Origin of the sequence: Pseudomonas sp. NPDC087185, assembly GCF_044744955.1 — a bacterium.
In the GTDB taxonomy this organism is placed as follows: domain Bacteria; phylum Pseudomonadota; class Gammaproteobacteria; order Pseudomonadales; family Pseudomonadaceae; genus Aquipseudomonas.
This window is the reverse complement of the sequence record NZ_JBIUZK010000003.1, coordinates 606,657-624,439: the sequence shown is the minus strand read 5'-3', so window position 1 is coordinate 624,439 and position 17,783 is coordinate 606,657. Positions and strand designations below refer to the sequence as shown.

Here is a 17,783-nt window from a genome sequence, read left to right as displayed (position 1 = left end):
GATCGTAACATAGCGTTCGTTTACTAAACGATCATTCATCAATGGAGGCGCGCATGACAGAACAACAAAAAGTGGTGCTGGTAATTGGTGCGGGGGATGCCACCGGTGGGGAGATCGCCAAGCGGTTTGCCCGTGAAGGGTATATCGCCTGTGTGACCCGGCGCCAGGCTGAAAAGCTGCAGCCCCTGGTGGACGAGATCCGCGCTGCAGGCGGGCAGGCCCATGGCTTTGGCTCCGATGCGCGCAAGGAAGAGGACGTTGCCGCGCTGGTTGAGACCATCGAGCGCGATATTGGCCCGATCGAAGCCTTCGTCTTCAATATCGGCGCCAATGTGCCCTGCAGCATTCTCGAGGAAACGCCGCGTAAATACTTCAAGATCTGGGAAATGGCCTGCTTTGCCGGTTTTCTCACTGCCCAGGCGGTGGCGCGGCGCATGGTGGGGCGTGAGCGCGGGACCCTCCTGTTCACCGGTGCCACTGCCGGCACCCGCGGGGCAGCGGGCTTTGCCGCCTTCGCCGGGGCCAAGCACGGCCTGCGCGCACTGGCGCAGAGCATGGCGCGGGAACTGGGGCCGCGAAACATCCACGTTGCCCATGTGGTCGTGGACGGCGCCATCGACACCGCTTTCATCCGTGACAGTTTTCCCGACCGCTACGCCCTCAAGGATCAGGACGGCATCCTCGACCCTGCACACATTGCCGACAGCTACTGGTTCCTGCACGCACAGCCGCGCGATGCCTGGACCTTCGAACTGGACCTGCGCCCGTGGATGGAGCGTTGGTAAGCCCTGACTCATCAAAGGAGTGTGTTGCATGAGCAAAACCGTCGAATTCTTCTTCGATCTGGGTAGCCCCGCCAGTTACCTGGCCTGGACGCAGCTGCCCGCCCTGTGCGCCCGCCATGGCGCAACACTGCGTTATCGGCCGATGTTGCTTGGAGGGGTGTTTCACGCCACGGGCAATGCGTCGCCCGCGATGATCCCCGCCAAAGGGCGCTACATGTTCACCGACCTCGGTCGCTATGCCATGCGCTATGGCGTGCCGTTCGGGCTGCCGCCGGGTTTTCCGATGAATACCCTTGCCTTGATGCGGGGTGTGATCGGCATGCAATTACGCTCCCCGGAACGCTTCGAGGCGTTGCTGGCGGCACTGTTCAACGGGTTATGGGCGCAACGCCGCAATCTCGCGGATGCCACGGTACTGGATCAGGTGCTTGGCGAGGCCGGTTTCGATCCGACAGAGCTGCAGGCTTTGGCGAGTGACGGTGACGTGAAGGCGGCGCTCAAGGAGGCGACTGAGGAAGCGGTGGAGCGCGGTGTGTTTGGTGCGCCGACCTGTTTTGTCGAGGGGCAGATGTACTTCGGTCAGGATCGGCTGGACTTCGTCGAGGATGCACTGAGCCAGTAAGTGCGTGCATGGCAGGCCCGACCTCTTCGCGGGCTTGCCCACGAAGAGGTCGGTAGGCTCATCGCCAGATCAGAAGTTGGCCGGGGTGTTGGCGCTGATGATTTCCGCCTCGTCCTGGCCAATGTTCTTGAAGCTGTGCGGCAAGGTAGTGGGGATGTAGTAGCCATCGCCGGAGTTGAGGATGCTGACCTGGCCATCGACCCACAGCTCCACGGTGCCACGGGTAACCAGCCCGCATTCCTCGCCCTCGGCATGCACGATCGGCTCGCCCGAATCGGCGCCCGGTGCGTACAGCTCACGCAGCATGCGCATCTGCCGTGCCTCGACACTGGCGCCGACCAGCAGCATGCGCAGGCCATTGCGGCCCAGGTCCGGCTGCTCGCTGGCGCGGAACACGAAGCGCTCTTCCCGTACCGGCTCATCGAAGCTGAAGAACTCCGCCAGGGACATCGGGATCCCTTCGAGCAGTTTTTTCAGGGAGCTGACCGAGGGGCTGACGCGGTTCTGTTCAATCTGCGAGATCGTCGAGTTGGTCAGCCCGCTGCGACGGGCCAATTCCCGCTGGGAAAGGCTGTTGCGTTCACGCACCAGTTTGAGTCGTGTCCCTGTGTCCATAGCCGCCTTGTAATCAGAGGTGTTAAAAATAATGAGCGCATTAAAACACACTCTGCACGCTTGCGCGCTGTGCTTGTCAGGCGCGTTGGTCGCGTGGCATCGGCCACAGGCCGACCAGCAATAACAGCAGCGCCACCGCAAGGAACGGCAGGCGCGGGTCGAGGGCGTAGACCAGCGTCCCGGCCAACGGGCCAATGACGGCCCCCATGCCTTGCACGGCGCCGATTGAGCCGGCTGTGGCGCCCTGTTCGGATGCCTGCATGGCATTGGCCGCCAGCGCCGAGAACGACGGGAATACAAAACCCATGCCGGCAGCGGCGACGAAGTAGCAGCCCCACAGCCACGGTGCGCTGGTGGCCAGCGCGCCAGCCGCAAAGCCCAAAGCGGACACCGTGGCGCCGACGCGGATCATTTTCAGCGGTGGCCACTCCAGTTGGCGCAGGATCACCTGCGACAGGATCAGCGCCACCCCCACCGTGGTCAGGGCGATGCCTGCCGTTTGGGCCGCCTGCGCCGGGCCCAGGTGCAAGCGATCGAGGGCGAAGAAACCGACGATGATCTGCGACACGGTCACACTGAGCATCGCGCTGAAGGCCACCAGCAGCGGTCGGCGCAGGCGCGGGTCGCTCAGACGCACCGGGCTCGGCGCATGGCTGACAGCCAATGGTTGTGGCTTGAGCTTGAACAGCAGCACCAGGAATGCGCTGGCGGGCAGCAGCGACATCACATGGAACGGCAGGCTCAGGCTGTGCCGTGCCAGCAGTGCTGCCAGCGCCGGCCCCAGCACCAGGCCGACGGCGTTGGCTGCGCCCAGCGAGGCCATGGCCCGCGCCCGCTGTTGCGGTGCGACATGGTCGGCGATCAGCGCATTGCATCCCACCGGAATGGCCGCATAGAAGGCGCCGATGCAACCCCGCGCGATCATCAGCCCGACAAACGCCAAGGTCGCCCCTGGCAACCACCGCAGGGCGCCTTCGACGAACAAGCACAGCACCCAGTAGGCCACGGTGAAGCCGGCAGTACCCAGCAACAGGACCCGCCGCCGGCCCAGCCGGTCGGCGGCGCGGCCCCACGGGCGTGCCAGCAACACCCAGACCACGCCGGCCACGGTCACCGCGGCGCCGGCTTGCCAGGTGGCCATGCCGAGCAGGCGGGCGATGGGGCCGATCAGCGCCACGAAGGCCATCATCGACATGGTGCAGGCCATGGTGGCCAGTAGCAGTGGTCGCAAGTCCAGGGTACTGGCGGGGGTCAGGGTGGCAGGTTCCTTTGCAGCATTCATTGGGCAGTCCAGGCAAGGTAAGCAGAAGGCGCTCATGTTAATGAGAGTATTTATCGTTTGTCGACCTTGCCCTGGACCACATGCCATCACGCGTTGCGGCGCAGGGGGCCAGGCCACATGCTACGCAACACCCCGTCCCGGCGCACCAGTGCATGCATCAGTGCCGCGCCCAGGTGCACCAGCACCGTAGCGAACAGCAGGTAGCCCGCCCAGCCGTGGGCCTGGCGCAGCACCGCATACAACTGCAGGTCATGCGGGGCGATTGCGGGCAGTTGCAGGGGGCGTGGATAACCGCCTGCGGACAACATCGCCCAGCCCAGCAGCGGCATGCCCAGCATCAAAGCGTAGAGCAGCAGGTGCGAGGCGCCCGCCGCGATGCGCTGCAGTGGGGGCAGGTCGTGTGGCAGGGGCGGATGAGGCAGCGTCAGGCGCAGGCCGATGCGCACGATCACCAGCAACAGCAGGGCCAGGCCGGTGGCCTTGTGCAGCTCGACGAGCAGTGGATGGCGCAGCGACAAGTCGCCCACCATGCTCACGCCAATGAACAGCATGGCCACGATCAGAATCGCCATCAGCCAGTGCAGCAGACGGGCCAGCGGGTGGAAGGCTTGGGGTTTCATGGCTGGGCTCCTGTGCCGAGCGATTCGCGGCTGCGGCGGTTGAAGGATTCCGAATAGGCTGCCGAGCGGGCGGCGAGGATCGGGTCATCGGACGCTTGGATGCCAGATGGCAGGATCAGCGGGTCGAAGTTCAGGTCACGGCAGGCACCTTGCTCGGGGGCGTCCACCTGTTCGATGACCAAGGTGCCGGCATCGACAGTGCGTCGTTCGGCGGGCCAGGGGTGGGCGGGGTCGTTCTGCGGGTCGCCGGGGTTGGCCAGGACCAGGCGCAGGGTCCAGCGCAACGGCCCTTGGGCCAGGCGCTGTTGCAGGTCATGTTGCAGGAACTGTTTGTCGTCGACCTGGCCGGGCAGGGCGGCGAAAGGCGCCTGAGGCTCAAGCTGCCAACGCACGGGATGGGCAGCGCCGGCGGCATCGATCAGGCGGAACGCGTTGATGCTGTGGTATTGGGTGCTGGCGAAGCTGTCGCTGGGTGTGTAGCTGGCCGCCCATTGGCGGAACGCCGCGCTCTCCGGGTGCGCGGCAAAGAACGCCTGCAGTTTTGCCGGGTCCGGTTTGCCGGTGGCCGGGGCTGGCGCACTGGCCAGTACCTGGTCGTAGAACCCTTCTGGCGTGCTTACCGCCAGTACTGGCGGGTTGTTCATTCCCGTGCGCCACACCTGACCATCGTCGGTGCTCAGCTGGATCGCCAGGCTGCGCACCGGTACCCCGGTGTCCGGGGCGAACGGGTTGGCGCCGCCGATGGCGAAACGGCCGATCACCGGCACGCGGTCCTGGCTGAACGCACGCGCTGTCGACAGTGCGGCGGCCTGGCCGCTGGGCTGGAAGTAGCCGCTGACGCACAGGCCCTTGGCGTGATTTTTACGGTACCCCGGGTAGTGGCCTGCCTGGGCCTCGAAGGTGTCGATGATGCGCTGCGGGGTCAGTTGCGGCCCGCCGATCCAGCCGGCGGTATAGGCAAAGCCGGCGCCCAGGGCCAGCATCACGGCGCCGATACCGGCCAGGCGCAGGGCCTTGGCCGGGCCGTGCAAAGGTGAGTTCATGGTGTTCGTCCGGTTCAGTGAAGATGCGGGTACGACGGGGCAGGGAAAAACTTATTCCCTCGGTGGGAATAGATTTTGTTGCCGGGCGTCTGCCCCATACACTGAATAACCCCGAAGCCGGTACCTTGCCATGCACGACCTGGACGAACAGCAGTGGCGTGAGCTGCTACAGCGCCTGCGCCGCTTTGCCTTGTGGCTGACCCGCGAGCCAGGCAGTGCCGACGACCTGGTGCAGGGCACCGTCGAGCGCGCCCTGAGCCGCAGCAGCCAGCAACGCGACGCTGATGCGCTGCGCGCCTGGTTGTTCACCATCCTTTACCGGCTGTTTCTCGATGGCAAGCGCCGCGAGCGCCTGCACGCGCGTTGGCTGGCGTGGTTCGGCCGCGCCGAGCAGGAAGATGAACCGGTTGGCGGCAATGTCGAGAACATCGTGCTGGCCCAAGCCGACCTGCAGGCCTTCGCCCAGTTGTCGACCGAACAGCGCGCCTTGCTGTTGCTGGTCAGTATCGAGGGGCTGAGCTACAAGGAGGCCGCCCAGGCGCTGCAAATTCCCATCGGCACCGTGATGTCGCGCTTGTCCCGTGCCCGTGCCGCCTTGCGTGAACTGACCGAGGGCAACCCCCAGCCCCCGGCCTTGCGGAGATTGAAATGACTCGCCTGATTCCCAGCGAAGACGAACTGCATGCCTACGTCGATGACCGGCTCGCGCCGCCGCGCCGTGCCGAGGTGCAGGCCTGGCTTGCGGCCAACCCGCAGGAAGCCGCGCGCATCGACGCCTGGCGCAACGATGCCCGGCGCTTGCGGGCGGCGCTGGCAGGGTTTGGCGAACGCCCTGGTGCTCCACAACTCGACCTGGGCCACGTGCAGCGGCGTTTACGGCAACGTCGGCAGCGGCGTTTTGCTTCCGCAGCGGCCTTGCTGCTGGCCCTGGGCGTGGGTGGGCTGGGTGGCTGGCAGGCGCGGCAAGTGACGTTGGTTGGCAACGCGCTGCCGATGGCCGATGCTGTCCAGGCGCACCGTTTGTTTGCCGGCAGTGAAGCACTGGATATACAGGCCAGTGACCCTACGCAGTTGCGCGACTGGCTTGGCAGGCACTTCAACCGGGTGGGGCAATTACCGGACTTGACCGGGTACGGCTTCCAGCCCGTGGGCGCGCGGTTGCTCAGCAACGAGCAGGGCCCGGCGGCCTTGCTGGTGTTCCAGGACCGCAATGGCCAGCGCATCAGCCTGTTCTTGCGTTCGCCAGGCGAACACTATGAGCGCATGCCGCAGGGGCAGCGGGTCGATGGGCAGCTGGAGGCGCGGTATTGGTCGCACGGGGCGTACAACTTTGCGCTGGTCAGCGCGGCGGATGATGTGCGCGGAGCGGGGGTTGGGGAAGCGTTGCGTCTGGGGCTTTAGGCACTGTACGAATGTATCCGCACTTGCCCCTACTGCGTTGAAGCGTGGCTCGGAATGCTCATGTACGCCCGTACAGTCGTGTGCGTCCCCGGCCGTTCCTCGCCACGTTTCGCCTGGTCTGGCGTTCGCGCATATTTCATACAGACCCGAGCCACCCACTTCGCGGCGAACCCGCGAAGTGGGTGGCTCGATGATCAGCTCAGCTCCAGCCAGATCGGTGCATGGTCCGAAGGCTTCTCCATCCCGCGCAGGTCATAGTCCACGCCCGCCGCCTTGATCCGCGGCACCAGGTGCTGCGACGCCATGATCAGGTCGATGCGCAAGCCACGTTTGGGCTCGTCCTCGAAGCCGCGGCTGCGGTAGTCGAACCAGCTGAAGCGGTCCGCGACTTCCGGGTGCAGGTGGCGGAAGCTGTCCACCAGGCCCCAGCCCTTCAGGCGCTCCATCCACTCGCGCTCTTCGGGCAGGAAGCTGCATTTTCCGGTTTTCAGCCAGCGCTTGGCGTTGTCCGGCCCGATGCCGATGTCGCAGTCCTGGGGCGAGATGTTCATGTCGCCCATCACCAGCACCGGCTGGTCGTTCTTGAACTGCCCCTCAAGCAGCGCCTGCAGGTCGCTGTAGAAGCGCTGCTTGGCCGGGAACTTGGTGGGGTGGTCGCGGCTTTCGCCCTGCGGGAAATAGCCATTCATGACGGTAATCGGCGTGCCGTCGGCATCGGCGAAAGTGCCCCAGATGAAGCGGCGCTGGGCGTCTTCTTCATCGGTGGCAAAACCTTTGAACAGGCTCAGCGGTGGCTGGCGCGAAAGCAGGGCGACACCATAGTGGCCTTTCTGGCCGTGGTAGTGCACGTGGTAGCCCAGGGCCTCGACGTCGGCCAGGGGGAACTGATCGTCGCTGACCTTGGTTTCCTGCAGGCCGATCACGTCCGGCTGGTGCTTTTCGATCAGCGCCGCCAGCTGGTGCGGGCGGGCTCGCAGGCCGTTGATATTGAAACAGACGATCTTCATGGAAAGACAATCCTGGTAAAAGGCCGGATGCTAGCCGACATCGGCGTCCATCACCAGCGTGGCAGCTGGGTGCCGGCACTGCTAACGTGCTCTGTGAGGTGAACGAAGCGCTGTGGGGCACCTCCAAGGCACTGTATGCCCTATTCCAGGAGGACTGCCCGCCATGCCCGAAGCCACTGCCGCCCAGGCTCGCATCTGCTCGCTCGATGACGGCTACAGCCGTGAGGCACGCTCGCTGCTGTACAACGCCTACCGCCACGAGCCAACCTTTGCCTATATCTTCGAAGCCCAGCGCCCTGGCTACGAACGGCGTTTGCGGGTCATGGTGCGCGAATGGGTGCGCCAGCATTTCTATCTGCAGTTGCCAGCCATCGGCCTGTTGCTGGATGACCGCCTGATCGCGCTGGCGCTGATCGTCCCGCCGCAGCGCAGGTTGGGCGTGGCCGACAGTTGGGCCTGGCGCCTGCGGATGTTACTGGGCACCGGCCAGCGCTGTACCCGCCGCTACATGGACTACCAGGCAGCGCTGTCGAGCTGCCTGCCGACGGACCAGGTGCACATGCTGCCGCTGCTGGGCGTGCACCCGCAGTTCCGTGGCAAGCACTACGGTGAACAATTGCTACAGGCAGTGCACGACTGGTGTGCGGAAGACCCCAACACCCATGGCGTGGTGCTGGACTCGGGCAACGAGCACTATCTGGCATTTTATGAGCGCCAGGGCTATGAAGAGATAGGTGAGGTGGCTGTAGGGCCAATCCGAGAGAGGGTGTTCTTTCATCCCAATCCGGTGTCATCCTTGTCCTCAATTGCCTGACAGGCGGCTCCCTTGAGCGCCTGGCTCTGGTAGCATGCGCCGCATGACGTATTCAGGAAGACTCACCTGGGGCCTGGTATTCTGGGCCGCCAGTTTCGCAGCATGGGGCCAGAGCGAGTTGCTGGTGCAGGTAAAACCAGCCAACAAGGCGCTCAAGGCCAATGTCGAAGGCTACATCGGCACCCTTGGAAACCGCGATGAAGAGGCGCTGCTGCGCTTCAGCCGCGGGGCGCAGGAGCAGGCGCGCAAAGCCGCGCAAGCACTTGGCTACTATCAGGCGCAGATCGATACCGAGGTCAAGCCGCCCGCCAAGGCCGACCAGCACGCAACGCTGATCATCCACATCGACCCTGGCGAGCCTGTGAGGCTGCGCAACGTCACCGTGCGCATCGAAGGGCCGGCCAGCGAGATGAAGGCATTCCGCGTACCCGACAGCAAGGCGCTGCGCGCTGGGGAACAACTCAACCATGGGTTGTACGAGGACGCCAAGCGGCTGATCCAGAACCAGGCCTCACGCTACGGCTTTTTCAGCGGCCGCTTCAGCCGCCAGCGCCTGTCGGTCGACCCGCAGGCCGGGGTGGCCGATATCGAGCTGATCTACCAGAGCGGTCCGCGCTATCGCCTGGGAGCGGTCAGGTTCAGTGGTGATACGCCGCTGGATGAGGACCTGCTGCAACGCATGGTCTCATTCAAGCCTGGCACCCCTTACGATTCCGAACTGATCGCCGAACTCAACAACGACCTGCAATCTAGCGGCTATTTCGAGGGCGTGCGGGTCGATGCCGCACCTACCGCCGCCGTGGCCGAGCAAATCCCGGTGGACGTGCGCCTCGATACCCGCAAGCCCAGAACCATGGGCCTGGGCCTGGGTTTCTCGACCGACGTCGGCCCTCGTGGCAAGGCCAACTGGACGCGTCACTGGGTCAACCCCCAAGGCCACAGCTATGGCTGGGAAACCGAACTGTCGGCGCCCCGGCAGAACGTAGGCCTGTGGTACGACGTGCCCCTCGACCCACCCCTGACCGACAAGCTGCGCTTCGCCGGCGGCTACCAGAACGAAGAGATCGCCGGCACCGACACCCTCAGCAAGCTGCTGACAGTGGGCCCCGAGTGGCACAGCAAACTGCCCAGCGGCTGGCAGCGGGTGATCTCGCTCAAGTACCAGCGTGAAGAGTACCGCTTGGGCGACGACTCAGGCTTGAGCAACCTGTTGATGCCGGGTGTGAGTTTCTCCTACCTGCGCAGCGACAACCGCATCGACCCGCACAACGGCTACCGCCTGCAGTTCGATACCCAGGTGGCCAAGGAAGGGCTGGTTTCCGACACCAACCTGCTGCACGGCAACGTGCTGCTCAAAGGCCTGACCACCCTCGGTCACAACCACCGCTTGCTCGGCCGGGTGCAGTTTGGTGGCAGCGCCACCAACGGTTACAAGAACAACATCCCGCCGTCGTTGCGCTTCTTCGCCGGTGGTGACCAGAGCGTACGGGGTTACGACTACCAGACGCTGTCGCCGAAAAACAGCGACGGCGACCGCATCGGTGGCCGCTACCTGGTGGCCGGCAGTGTCGAGTACCAGTATTCGCTGACCGATAAGTGGCGTGTGGCGACCTTCGTCGACCAGGGTAATTCATTCAATACACTGGAACTGCCCAGCCTCAAGACCGGGGTTGGCTTCGGTGTGCGCTGGGTATCGCCGGTCGGGCCGTTGCGCCTGGACCTGGCCAAGGCCCTCGACGACGACGGTGGTATTCGCCTGCACTTCTCCATGGGGCCTGAGCTGTGATGCGTGTGTTCAAATTCATTCTGCTGGGTGTGCTCGGCAGCGTGCTGCTGGTGGCCCTGGCCCTGGGCATGTTGCTCGGCACCGAAGGCGGAAGCCGTTGGCTGCTGGCGCGCGTGCCGGGGCTGGAGGTCAACGACTTTCAGGGGCGTCTGGCGGGCAGTTGGCAGGCCAGTCGCTTGAGCTGGGTCGACGCTGGCAACCGGGTTGAAGTGCAGGCACCGTTGCTTAACTGGTCGCCCGCCTGCTTGCTGCGTGCCACGTTGTGCATCAATCAGCTGCACGCCCAGCGCATCGACATGGCCTTTGCGCCAAGCGATCAACCTGCCGAGAGCGGCCCGTTGCAATTGCCGGCGTTGCGGCTGCCGGTGGCGATCGAGTTGGGTGAAGTCAAGGTGGGCCAGTTGCGCCTCGATGGCAGCGACTTGCTCGGTGATCTGCACCTGGCGGCGCACTGGACGACCACCGGGCTGCGAGTCGATAGCCTGCAGTTGCAGCGCGATGATCTGCAGCTGAACCTGCAGGGGGACGTGCAGCCCGAGGGCGACTGGCCGGTGCAGCTTCAGGGGCAGGTGCAATTGCCAGCGGTGGAAGGCCAGGCCTGGCAATTGGCGCTGACCGCCAAAGGTGAGTTGCAGAAAAGCCTCGAACTCGACGCGACCAGCAGCGGCTATCTCAATGCCCGGCTGACCGGCGAGTTGCAAGCCTTGGCCGAGCATCTGCCGGCAACGTTGCAGATCCGATCCGACAGCTTCAAGCCTGCGGCATCGCTGCCGGACACGCTGCAACTAAACCAGCTCAAGCTCGATGCCAAGGGCGACTTGCTCAAGGGGTATCAGCTGTCGGGCAGTGCCAGCCTGCCGGCCGAGCAGGCACCGATTGCCCTGGTCCTGGCGGGCAAGGTCGATGCCAAGGGCGCAAAGCTGGATGCCCTGGACCTCTCCGCAAGTGATACCCAGCGGGTCAAGCTGCAGGCCAGCGCCGACTGGCAGCAGGGCCTGGTGGCCGATGCCCGACTCGACTGGCAAGATTTCCCCTGGTTGCGCCTGTATCCGTTGGAGACGCCACCAGAAGTCACGGTCAAGCGCTTCAATGCCCAGGTGCAATACCGTGATGGCAATTACCAAGGTACGTTCCACGGCGACCTCGACGGCCCTGCCGGGGCGTTCACCCTGGCCAGCCCGTTCGAGGGCGACTTGGGCCAGGCCCGTTTGCCACAGCTCGCCCTCACGGCGGGGCAAGGCAAAGCCGCGGGCAGTGTGGCCGTGCGCTTTGCCGATACCCTGGCCTGGGATGTCGACCTGCAGTTGTCGGCACTCGACCCGGCCTTCTGGCTGGCCGAATTGCCCGGCACCTTGGCTGGCCCCTTGCGCAGCAAAGGTGAAATGAAGGGCGAGCAGCTGACCCTCGACGCGCAGCTTGACCTCAAGGGCCGCCTGCGTGGCCAGCCGGCAGTACTCAAGGTCGAGGCGCAAGGAGCCGGGCAGACCTGGACCCTCGGCGCCCTCGCGGTGCAGCTGGGCGACAACCGCATCAACGGCAGTGGCAGCCTGCAGCAGCGGCTGGCAGGCCGCGTCGATCTCGACTTGCCGCGCCTGGGCCAACTGTGGCCGGGGCTGCAAGGGCAGGCCAAAGGCAGGCTGGACCTCAGCGGCACGCTCACTGCTCCCCAGGGCACCCTGACACTGCAGGGCCAGCAACTGGCTCAGGAGGAGAACCGCATTCAGCGCCTGGACCTGGATGCGCGCCTGGACAATGCCCAGCGCGGCGTTGTCGACCTCAAGGCCAACGGTATCCGCCTGGGCGACACCGTACTGGGCACCTTGCGCGCCAACGGCAAGGGCGATATCCGCCAGCAGGCCTTGACCCTTGGCCTCGATGGGCCGCAGTTGAAACTCGACCTGGGGCTGGATGGCCAGCTGAGCAAGGGCGACTGGCGTGGCCGCCTGGCCAGTGGCAGCGTCCAGGCCGGCGGCCAGGCTTGGCAGCTGCAGGCACCGGCACGCCTGCAACGGCTGGCCAGCGGTCAGCTGGACTTTGGCGCGCACTGCTGGCGTTCCGGTCAGGCGAGTTTGTGTGGCGAAGATCAGCGCCTTGCGCCCGAGCCGCGCCTGCGCTACCACCTCAAGCAGTTCCCGCTCGACAGCCTGGCCCAATGGCTGCCGAAAGATTTCGCCTGGCAGGGCCTGCTCAATGCGGACGTCAACCTGGACATTCCGGCCAGCGGCCCCAAAGGCACCTTCAGCGTCGATGCCAGTGGCGGCACGCTGAGGGTGCGCGACAACGGGCGCTGGATCGATTTCCCTTACCAGGCCTTGCGCCTGGACAGCACCCTGGCGCCGCGTCGTATCGATACACGTTTGAGTTTTCGTGGCGAGCGCCTCGGTGAACTGAACCTAGACGCCCGCATCGATCCGCTGGGCAAGGACAAGCCGCTGTCGGGTAATTTCCGTCTTGCCGGCCTGGACCTGTCGATTGCCCGGCCGTTCGTCCCTATGGTCGAGCGCCTGACCGGGCAATTGAATGGCAGCGGCCGGTTGACCGGCACCTTGCTGGCCCCGCAAGTCAACGGCAACCTCATGCTCAGCGGTGGCGAAGTCAGTGGCGCCGAGCTGCCGGTCAGTTTGAAGGAACTGTCGCTGCAGGCGCTGATCGCTGGCGAGCAGGTGCAGCTCAATGGCAACTGGCGCAGCGGCGAGGTGGGCCGTGGCCAACTGGCCGGCCATCTGACCTGGGGCCAGGCCCTGGGCATGGACCTGCGCTTGCAGGGCCAGCAGTTGCCGGTCACCGTCGAACCCTACGCAACGCTCGAAGTAGCGCCGGACCTTACCCTGCGCCTGATCGACGACAAACTGGCGGTCACCGGCAAGGTGTTGGTACCCAAAGGCAAGATCACCGTGCGTGAGTTGCCGCCGTCGACCGTCAAGGTGTCGGATGACACCGTCATCGTCGGCCATCAGACGGAGGAGGGCAAAGCGCCCATGGCGATGGCCATGGACATCGATGTGCAGGTGGGGCAAGACAAGCTGTCGTTCAGTGGCTTCGGCCTGACCGCCAACCTGCTCGGCCATGTGCACATCGGCGACAATATGGACACGCGCGGCGAGCTGAGCCTGGCCGACGGCCGCTACCGGGCCTATGGGCAACGCTTGACCATTCGCCGCGCGCGCCTCTTGTTCGCCGGGCCCATCGATCAGCCCTACCTGGATATCGAAGCTATTCGTCAGGTCGATGATGTGATCGCGGGTATTCGCTTGAGTGGCAACGCCGAACAACCCACTACCAAGGTGTTTTCGGAGCCGGCCATGAGCCAGGAACAAGCGTTGTCTTACCTGGTGCTGGGTCGCCCGCTGAGCACCTCAAGCGAAGACAACAACATGCTGGCACAGGCTGCCCTGGGGCTGGGGCTGGCTGGCAGTGCTGGAGTCACCGGCAGCCTGGCGTCTAGCCTGGGCATCGATGACTTCCAGTTGGACACCGAAGGCTCCGGCAACACCACCAGTGTGGTGGCCAGCGGCAACCTGACCGAAAAGCTGAGCCTGCGTTACGGGGTGGGAGTGTTCGAGCCGGCCAACACCATCGCACTGCGCTACAAACTGAGCAAGAAGGTTTACCTGGAGGCGGCCAGCGGGCTGGCGAGTTCACTGGATATCTTCTACAAACGCGATTTCTGAGAGCCACCGTTGGCGCACGGTGGCGGCCGCATTTGACGCGTTGGAGTCGGGCGTGCGCGGTGCAGTTAGCGGGCGCAGGGCTCCTGACGGCGGATGTTTCCAATCTGACGCAGGCTCAGGCCGTACTTGTCAGCCAGCAGGCTGCGCGACAAGCCGTCGGCGCTCTCCTTCTGGATTTGCAGATTGCGCAGTTGCCGCAGGAAATGATCGGCCTTGGGGATTTCCAGGGCCACGCCGGCAAAACGCTTGATCAGGGCGTCGAGCGCCTCGCGAGGGAGGACGTCGGCGAGCTTGGTTCGCTCGCGGTGCTTGGGAATGTATTTTGGCCTGCCACCGTACACGCAGGTCAGCTGGTAGGCGTTTTCGATACCGATGCATTCAATCAGCGCCTGCAGCGAATGGGGTAGCTGGCTGATGTCGATGGCTGTTAGATCTGGCAATTCCATGTGAGGCTCCCTCGCGCGAGATGGGGCGCGATGTTTTGAAGATCCGTGATAGCGGGTCAGCGATGGCCAGCGGCGGGCTGTCGTTGGCAGGACTGGATTGTCTGTGAGTGGCAAAGGCTGTCGCTAGGTGGCAATTGGGCTGGTGCTTGTAGCCTTGGTAGGCAGAACTTGCAGGCATTAATTTCGCTGCATGTAGGACATCGCTTCAGTGGTGCCCCGCAAGCCCTGATTTTTCATTACGTCACTTTTCATGAGCCAAATGGGTGCCTGCACCCTCATGCGCAAGGGGAGCTGCTAATCAAGGGGAGGGACTGCTACCTGTCCAGGGCATGGGCAGGGAGGGGGGGGCGTAACCCGATGAGAGGGCGAATTGGAGCCCGGTGGCTCCAGTCTGGGCGGCAATCCAACCGCAACGCTTTCAGCCCTGGGCTGCTCCGCAAAGCAGGAAATGCAGCGCCGAAGGGCGCCGGCGTTGTATCATTGCCGCGGCTCGCTGCGAGCCAATTGCCCCCGATGTTGCAAGGACATTTCAATGACACACGTGCAGCGCCTTAAATATTCACTCCTGATCATCCTGGTGGTGCTGGGCCTCATGCTGGGCCTCTCTCACCTGCAGAAGCAGGGCACGATCACTGAGCAGACCTTCCAGATGCTGGCCATCGCCATTGCGGTGGTGGTGGTCGTGATCAACGGGATTCTACGGCGCAAGGTCAAGCCCTGACCCGTGCCGGCCGGCCAGTGCTGGCCGGCCCTGCGTTCAACGCGGCGCGGGTTGCTCGAGCACGGCGCGCGCTTGCGGGTTGAGGCTGTAGCACTTGTCGCTGCCGAGGCTGATCACGCCTTCCGCGCACAGCCGCTTGAGCACTTCGCGCACGCTCAGGAACGACAGCGGAATGTCCAGTTGCTCGAGTTGCGCGTGCACACCGCGCACGCCAATACTGCGGCCGGTGCGGCCAGCGCTGTGCAGGGCATCGATCACCTTCAGGCGGATCAGGCTGGTGCGCAGGCCATAGGTGCGCAGCAGCTCGCGAATCTGTTCGTTACCGACACGCTCTTCCCCGCAGGCGTCCTGTCCATTGGTCGCCTTGGCCGGGGCGCGCCCGGTCTGCAATGTGGGTTGCGGGTTGTACATGTGAATGCTCCTTTTCGTGGACTATCCCGAAATATGGGTGCCTCACTTACTAGGACGAATGAGAACGGAAAATCTGCAGAATTTGTGCGAAAAAGTTTCGTTGCTGTTCATGAAGACGATTCAGCCGCCCGTCCTGCGTAAAATTTTCATCCATCCGTTCGTCTGATCGGGAATGATCCCTGAATCCGAGGAATGCCTGTGTTCTCTATTTCGCGTCCCCTGACCTGCGCGAGCCTGGCGGCTGCGTTGGTCGCCTCCAGCATTGCCGTGCAGGCGCGGGAAACCAGTACTGATGTGAGCGCGCAGATCCGCCGGACCAGTTTTGGCGTGCCGCATATCGTGGCCAAGGATGAGCGTGGCCTCGGTTACGGCATTGGCTATGCCTATGCCCAGGACAACCTGTGCCTGCTGGCCAACGAGGTGCTGACCGTCAACGGGGAACGCTCGCGCTACTTCGGCGCGCAAGGCAAGACCGTCGAACAGCGCGGCAACCTGGCCAGCGACGTATTTTTTACCTGGCTCAATTCGCCGGCCGCAGTGAGCGGCTTTCTCCAGGCCCAACCTGCCCCGGTGCGTGACTTGCTGGAGGGCTATGCCAGCGGCTTCAACCGCGCGCTTGCCGAGCGTCGTGGTCAGGGGTTGCCGGCGGAGTGCGGGGATGGCGAATGGCTGCGGCCGATCACCAGCCTGGACCTGATCAAGCTGACCCGGCGCTTGCTGGCGGAGGGCGGCCTGGGCCAGTTCGTCGAGGCACTGGCGGCCGCGCAGCCGCCGCAATTGGCGAGCCAGCACGCGATGCCGGCGTTTGGCCCGGCACTGGCCCTGCAGCAACGCTTCGCTTCCGAGCGCGGCAGCAACGCCGTTGCGGTGGGCGCAGAACGCTCGGCCAATGGCCGTGGCCTGCTGCTGGCCAACCCGCATTTTCCCTGGATGGGTGGTATGCGTTTCTACCAGATGCAATTGACCATCCCCGGCCAACTGGATGTGATGGGCGCCGCGTTGCCCGGCTTGCCGGTGGTGAACATCGGTTTCAACCGGCACCTGGCCTGGACCCACACCGTGGACACCTCCAAGCACTTTACCCTCTACCGTTTGCAGCTGGACCCCAAAGACCCGACCCGCTACTTGCTCGATGGCAAGTCATTGCCGCTGGCCAAGCAGGCCGTGAGCGTCACGGTCAAGGCCGCTGATGGCACGCTGAGCCAAGTCGAGCGGCAGATCTACAGCTCCAACTTCGGGCCGGTGGTGCAGTGGCCCGGCCGTCTTGACTGGGACAACAAAGCAGCCTACAGCCTGCGTGACGCCAACCTGGACAACACCCGGGTGCTGCAGCAGTGGTATCGCATCAACCGGGCCGATAGCCTGGATGCCCTCAAGGGTTCGGTCGAGCAGCTGCAAGGCATCCCTTGGGTCAATACGTTGGCCGTCGATGCTGGTGGCCGAGCGCTGTACCTGAACCAATCGGTGGTGCCGTATGTGGACCAACAGTTGTTGAGCCAGTGCAGCAACCCAGCGGCGCAAGGGCCGTTGGTGGTGCTTGACGGCTCGCGCAGCGCCTGCCAATGGAAGGTGGATGCGCAGGCGGCGCAGCCTGGTATCTTCCCGGCCCACCGGTTGCCGAGCCTTGAGCGCGACGATTTCGTGCAGAGCTCCAACGACCCGGCCTGGATGACCAACCCGGCCCAGCCGTTGACCGGCTACTCGCCGCTCATCAGCCGCAGCGACCAACCCCTGGGCATGCGCGGGCGCTTCGCCTTGGCGCGCCTGCAAGGCAATGCCAAGCTCGGCGTGCAAGACCTGCAAGACATGGTGATGGATGACGAGGTCTACCTGGCCAGCCTGCTGCTGCCGGACCTGCTGCAATGGTGCAAAGGCGCCGAGGCCGACCTGCAGGCGCTGTGCACAAGCCTGGCAAGTTGGAATGGCAAGGCTGACCTGAACAGCGGTATTGGCTGGGTGCATTTCCAGAATATCGTCCAGGCATTGGCCAAGCACCCAGAAAGCTGGCGAGTGGCTTTTGACCCTGCAGACCCCCAGCACACCCCGCGCGGGTTGGCGGTTGAACAGGCGGCGGTGCGCACGTTGCTGCGCGAAGCGGCGCTGGCTTCAGTGCAGCAGGTAGCCAAGGCCGGTGTTGCTGAAGACAGCCGTTGGGGGCAGATCCAGCAGGCGGCCGACGGCACGCCGGTGCCGGGTGGTCCGCAGGGGTTGGGGGTGTACAACGCGATCTACAGTGTGCCGCATGGGCCAGGCAAGCGCCTGGTGGTCAGCGGTACCAGTTACTTGCAGCTGGTCAGCTTTACCGACAAAGGGCCGCAGGCGCGGGGATTGTTGGCCTTCTCACAGTCCAGCGAAGCCGCTTCGGCGCATTCGGGCGACCAGACCAAGGCGTTTTCGGCCAAGCAGTTGGCGCCGATTCCGTTCACCGAGGCGCAGATCAAGGCTGACCCTGAATACCGACAGTATGTGATCAGTGAGCGGGACAAGGGGACGGTAGCGCGCCAGCCCTGAGTTGTAATCTGCACCGCTCTCATCGCCGGCAAGCCGGCTCCCACAGGT

16 protein-coding genes are annotated in these 17,783 nt (G+C 64.4%); 9 read left to right on the top strand and 7 right to left on the bottom strand.

The window, feature by feature from the left end:
* The first annotated feature begins 53 nt into the window (after window positions 1-53).
* Both ACIPIJ_RS13135 and ACIPIJ_RS13130 read left to right on the top strand, forming a co-directional pair.
* Window positions 54-785: an SDR family oxidoreductase gene (locus tag ACIPIJ_RS13135; protein WP_401077113.1), complete on the top strand. Its 732-nt coding sequence runs from the start codon at window positions 54-56 to the stop codon at window positions 783-785.
* A 28-nt stretch (window positions 786-813) separates the two neighbouring features.
* Window positions 814-1,407 carry a 2-hydroxychromene-2-carboxylate isomerase gene (locus tag ACIPIJ_RS13130; protein WP_401077111.1) on the top strand — a complete coding sequence of 198 codons (594 nt, stop codon included), beginning with the start codon at window positions 814-816 and terminating at the stop codon, window positions 1,405-1,407.
* 69 nt (window positions 1,408-1,476) lie between these two features.
* Here the strand turns inward: ACIPIJ_RS13130 and ACIPIJ_RS13125 are convergent, their stop codons facing one another.
* From ACIPIJ_RS13125 to ACIPIJ_RS13110, 4 genes are all read right to left on the bottom strand, one after another.
* Entirely contained in the window at window positions 1,477-2,022 is a 546-nt protein-coding gene (locus ACIPIJ_RS13125; RefSeq protein ID WP_401077109.1) for a cupin domain-containing protein, read from the bottom strand.
* A gap of 76 nt (window positions 2,023-2,098) precedes the next feature.
* A complete protein-coding gene (locus tag ACIPIJ_RS13120) occupies window positions 2,099-3,304 on the bottom strand; it encodes an MFS transporter (protein ID WP_401077108.1) in 1,206 nt (401 codons plus the stop codon).
* Window positions 3,305-3,390: 86 nt separating this feature from the next.
* Window positions 3,391-3,924, bottom strand: coding sequence for a cytochrome b (locus ACIPIJ_RS13115; protein WP_401077106.1), 534 nt, complete (start codon window positions 3,922-3,924; stop codon window positions 3,391-3,393).
* Window positions 3,921-4,967 (bottom strand): catalase family peroxidase, encoded by a 1,047-nt coding sequence (locus tag ACIPIJ_RS13110; protein ID WP_401077105.1) that lies wholly within the window; start codon window positions 4,965-4,967, stop codon window positions 3,921-3,923. Before ACIPIJ_RS13110 ends, ACIPIJ_RS13115 begins: the two co-directional genes overlap by 4 nt.
* Window positions 4,968-5,097: 130 nt before the next feature.
* On the opposite strand from ACIPIJ_RS13110, the gene ACIPIJ_RS13105 reads away from it, so the two are divergent.
* Window positions 5,098-5,619: a sigma-70 family RNA polymerase sigma factor gene (locus ACIPIJ_RS13105; RefSeq protein ID WP_401077103.1), complete on the top strand. Its 522-nt coding sequence runs from the start codon at window positions 5,098-5,100 to the stop codon at window positions 5,617-5,619.
* Window positions 5,616-6,368, top strand: coding sequence for an anti-sigma factor family protein (locus ACIPIJ_RS13100; protein ID WP_401077101.1), 753 nt, complete (start codon window positions 5,616-5,618; stop codon window positions 6,366-6,368). Before ACIPIJ_RS13105 ends, ACIPIJ_RS13100 begins: the two co-directional genes overlap by 4 nt.
* Before the next feature lie 194 nt (window positions 6,369-6,562).
* Here ACIPIJ_RS13100 and xthA read toward each other — a convergent pair whose 3' ends face one another.
* The gene (xthA, locus tag ACIPIJ_RS13095; RefSeq protein WP_401077099.1) at window positions 6,563-7,375 is read right to left on the bottom strand and encodes an exodeoxyribonuclease III; all 813 of its coding nucleotides are present in this window, start codon (window positions 7,373-7,375) and stop codon (window positions 6,563-6,565) included.
* 163 nt (window positions 7,376-7,538) lie between these two features.
* On the opposite strand from xthA, the gene ACIPIJ_RS13090 reads away from it, so the two are divergent.
* The 3 genes from ACIPIJ_RS13090 to ACIPIJ_RS13080 are packed head-to-tail and all read left to right on the top strand — an operon-like array spanning window position 7,539 to window position 13,646.
* Window positions 7,539-8,189, top strand: coding sequence for a GNAT family N-acetyltransferase (locus ACIPIJ_RS13090; RefSeq protein ID WP_401077097.1), 651 nt, complete (start codon window positions 7,539-7,541; stop codon window positions 8,187-8,189).
* A 43-nt stretch (window positions 8,190-8,232) separates the two neighbouring features.
* The gene (locus tag ACIPIJ_RS13085) at window positions 8,233-9,975 is read left to right on the top strand and encodes an autotransporter assembly complex family protein (RefSeq protein ID WP_401077569.1); all 1,743 of its coding nucleotides are present in this window, start codon (window positions 8,233-8,235) and stop codon (window positions 9,973-9,975) included.
* Window positions 9,972-13,646 (top strand): translocation/assembly module TamB domain-containing protein, encoded by a 3,675-nt coding sequence (locus tag ACIPIJ_RS13080; RefSeq protein ID WP_401077095.1) that lies wholly within the window; start codon window positions 9,972-9,974, stop codon window positions 13,644-13,646. Before ACIPIJ_RS13085 ends, ACIPIJ_RS13080 begins: the two co-directional genes overlap by 4 nt.
* A 65-nt stretch (window positions 13,647-13,711) precedes the next feature.
* Here ACIPIJ_RS13080 and ACIPIJ_RS13075 read toward each other — a convergent pair whose 3' ends face one another.
* Window positions 13,712-14,092 (bottom strand): Mor transcription activator family protein, encoded by a 381-nt coding sequence (locus ACIPIJ_RS13075; protein ID WP_401077093.1) that lies wholly within the window; start codon window positions 14,090-14,092, stop codon window positions 13,712-13,714.
* Window positions 14,093-14,624: 532 nt separating this feature from the next.
* On the opposite strand from ACIPIJ_RS13075, the gene ACIPIJ_RS13070 reads away from it, so the two are divergent.
* Entirely contained in the window at window positions 14,625-14,813 is a 189-nt protein-coding gene (locus tag ACIPIJ_RS13070; protein ID WP_401077092.1) for a hypothetical protein, read from the top strand.
* A 36-nt stretch (window positions 14,814-14,849) separates the two neighbouring features.
* Here the strand turns inward: ACIPIJ_RS13070 and ACIPIJ_RS13065 are convergent, their stop codons facing one another.
* Window positions 14,850-15,224, bottom strand: a complete 375-nt coding sequence (locus tag ACIPIJ_RS13065) for a fe2+ zn2+ uptake regulation protein (protein WP_401077091.1) — start codon at window positions 15,222-15,224, stop codon at window positions 14,850-14,852.
* Window positions 15,225-15,422: 198 nt separating this feature from the next.
* Between ACIPIJ_RS13065 and ACIPIJ_RS13060 the strand changes: the two genes are divergently transcribed.
* The gene (locus ACIPIJ_RS13060) at window positions 15,423-17,735 is read left to right on the top strand and encodes an acylase (RefSeq protein ID WP_401077089.1); all 2,313 of its coding nucleotides are present in this window, start codon (window positions 15,423-15,425) and stop codon (window positions 17,733-17,735) included.
* Window positions 17,736-17,783: the final 48 nt, after the last annotated feature.

Coding starts and splice junctions, on each gene's coding strand:
- ACIPIJ_RS13135 (WP_401077113.1), top strand. CDS start 54: ATGACAGAACAACAAAAAGTGGTGCTGGTAATTGGTGCGGGGGATGCC.
- ACIPIJ_RS13130 (WP_401077111.1), top strand. CDS start 814: ATGAGCAAAACCGTCGAATTCTTCTTCGATCTGGGTAGCCCCGCCAGT.
- ACIPIJ_RS13125 (WP_401077109.1), bottom strand. CDS start 2,022: ATGGACACAGGGACACGACTCAAACTGGTGCGTGAACGCAACAGCCTT.
- ACIPIJ_RS13120 (WP_401077108.1), bottom strand. CDS start 3,304: ATGAATGCTGCAAAGGAACCTGCCACCCTGACCCCCGCCAGTACCCTG.
- ACIPIJ_RS13115 (WP_401077106.1), bottom strand. CDS start 3,924: ATGAAACCCCAAGCCTTCCACCCGCTGGCCCGTCTGCTGCACTGGCTG.
- ACIPIJ_RS13110 (WP_401077105.1), bottom strand. CDS start 4,967: ATGAACTCACCTTTGCACGGCCCGGCCAAGGCCCTGCGCCTGGCCGGT.
- ACIPIJ_RS13105 (WP_401077103.1), top strand. CDS start 5,098: ATGCACGACCTGGACGAACAGCAGTGGCGTGAGCTGCTACAGCGCCTG.
- ACIPIJ_RS13100 (WP_401077101.1), top strand. CDS start 5,616: ATGACTCGCCTGATTCCCAGCGAAGACGAACTGCATGCCTACGTCGAT.
- xthA (WP_401077099.1), bottom strand. CDS start 7,375: ATGAAGATCGTCTGTTTCAATATCAACGGCCTGCGAGCCCGCCCGCAC.
- ACIPIJ_RS13090 (WP_401077097.1), top strand. CDS start 7,539: ATGCCCGAAGCCACTGCCGCCCAGGCTCGCATCTGCTCGCTCGATGAC.
- ACIPIJ_RS13085 (WP_401077569.1), top strand. CDS start 8,233: ATGACGTATTCAGGAAGACTCACCTGGGGCCTGGTATTCTGGGCCGCC.
- ACIPIJ_RS13075 (WP_401077093.1), bottom strand. CDS start 14,092: ATGGAATTGCCAGATCTAACAGCCATCGACATCAGCCAGCTACCCCAT.
- ACIPIJ_RS13070 (WP_401077092.1), top strand. CDS start 14,625: ATGACACACGTGCAGCGCCTTAAATATTCACTCCTGATCATCCTGGTG.
- ACIPIJ_RS13065 (WP_401077091.1), bottom strand. CDS start 15,224: ATGTACAACCCGCAACCCACATTGCAGACCGGGCGCGCCCCGGCCAAG.